This window comes from Shinella sp. BE166 (assembly GCF_051201095.1).
Lineage (GTDB): Bacteria > Pseudomonadota > Alphaproteobacteria > Rhizobiales > Rhizobiaceae > Shinella > Shinella lacus.
The window spans coordinates 1-2,007 of record NZ_JBPEHL010000062.1 but is presented as its reverse complement, the minus strand read 5'-3'; the positions used below and the strand labels follow the sequence as shown (position 1 = coordinate 2,007).

Below are 2,007 nucleotides of genomic sequence, written 5' to 3'. Positions count from 1 at the left end.
CCAGGCGAGGCATTCCAGTTCGATTGGAGTGAAGATTATGCCGTGATCGGCGGCGAGCGCACCAAGCTTCAGGTCGCACACATCAAGCTATCGCACAGTCGGGCGTTTCTGGTCAGAGCCTACCTGCTGCAGACGCACGAGATGCTGTTCGATGCCCACTGGCACGGGTTCCGGGTGTTCGGCGGCGTACCTGGTCGCGGCATTTACGACAACATGAAGACGGCGGTCGACCGCGTCGGTCGCGGCAAGGAGCGGCAGGTCAACATCCGTTTCCTCGCGATGACCAACCACTACGTGTTTGCCCCCGAGTTCTGTAATCCCGCCGCGGGGTGGGAAAAGGGTCAGGTCGAGAAGAACGTCCAGGATGCCCGACCACGGCTATGGCAACAGATGCCGGACTTCCCGGATTTGGCCACGTTGAACCTCTGGCTGGAACAGCATTGCCAGGACCTGTGGCGAGAGACGGCGCATGGCACCTTGTCCGGCACGATCGCGGATGTTTGGGCTGATGAGCGGGCAGCATTGATGGCGTTGCCGACTGCATTTGACGGTTTCGTCGAGCAGAGCAAACGCGTCTCGCCGACATGCCTGATCACCTTCGAGCGTAATCGTTACAGCGTGCCAGCATCATTTGCGAACCGGCCCGTCAGCCTGCGGATTTATCCCGAGCGACTGGTCATTGCGGCCGAGGGCAATATTCTCTGCGAACATCCGCGGATCATAGAACGCAGCCACGATAAACCGCCGAGGACGATTTACGACTGGCGGCATTACCTTGCCGTCATCCAGCGCAAGCCAGGAGCCCTGCGCAATGGCGCACCCTTCCTGGAATTGCCGCTGGCCTTCAGACAGTTGCAAGATCAGATGCTTCGCCGCCCCGGCGGTGATCGTGAGATGGCCGATATCCTCGCTCTGGTGCTTCATCACGACGAACAGGTCGTCCTCAAGGCGGTGGAACTGGCCTTGGATGCGGGGGTGGCGACCAAGACGCATGTGCTGAACCTGCTGCATCGGCTGATCGACGGCAAGACAATCGATGGTCCCGACATCGATACGCCACAGGCGCTGACCTTGCTGCGTGAACCCAAGGCCAATGTCGAACGCTATGATGGCCTACGCGCCCGGATCGCAGGAGGTCGCCATGCGTCATGACCCCGCAAGTGCTGCCGTCGTCATCATGCTGCGTAGCCTGAAGATGTATGGCATGGCCCAGGCGGTCACGGACCTGATCGAGCAAGGGGCTCCAGCCTTTGATACGGCCGTGCCGATCTTGTCCCAGTTGCTGAAGGCTGAGATGGCCGAGCGCGAGGTCCGCTCCATCGCCTATCATATGAAGGCCGCTCGCTTTCCTGCGTACAAAGACATCTCCGGCTTCGACTTCGCCGCCAGCGAGATCAACGAGGCTATCGTGCGCCAACTGCACCGATGCGAGTTTATGGATGGGGCGCAGAACGTTGTCCTTATCGGTGGCCCTGGCACTGGAAAAACGCATGTCGCGACCGCTCTTGGAATCCAAGCCATCGAGCATCATCGCCGAAAGGTCCGCTTCTTCTCGACCATCGAACTGGTCAATGCTCTCGAGCAGGAGAAGGCCAAGGGCAAGGCAGGCCAGATCGCCGAGACGCTGGTCCGCCTCGATCTGCTCATCCTGGACGAGCTGGGATACTTGCCGTTCAGCGCCTCAGGCGGAGCACTGCTGTTCCACCTGCTGAGCAAGCTCTACGAGCGGACCAGCGTGGTGATCACCACCAACCTCAGCTTTAGCGAATGGGCAACCGTCTTCGGCGACGCCAAGATGACGACCGCTCTCCTCGACCGTCTCACCCACCGTTGTCATATCCTGGAAACTGGAAATGACAGCTTCCGCTTCAAAGCCAGCTCGGCCGCCGCAGCCCAGAAGAAAGGAGAAAAGCCAACCCCTTGACCAAGTCCTGATCAGAAAACCATACTCAGAGGTGGCTCACTTCTCGGTGGAAAAACCGGCTCAGTTCTGCGTGGAAACCAACA

General features: G+C 59.6%; 2 protein-coding genes. Both read left to right on the top strand.

What is annotated here, in order from left to right; all coding sequences use genetic code 11:
- Window positions 1-1,152, top strand: a 1,152-nt coding sequence (gene istA, locus J2Y63_RS35375) for an IS21 family transposase (protein WP_435269834.1), incomplete at its 5' end; no start/stop codon positions are given.
- Window positions 1,142-1,924, top strand: coding sequence for an IS21-like element helper ATPase IstB (gene istB / locus J2Y63_RS35370; RefSeq protein ID WP_435269833.1), 783 nt, complete (start codon window positions 1,142-1,144; stop codon window positions 1,922-1,924). The genes istA and istB, both read left to right, overlap by 11 nt.
- Window positions 1,925-2,007 lie beyond the last annotated feature (83 nt).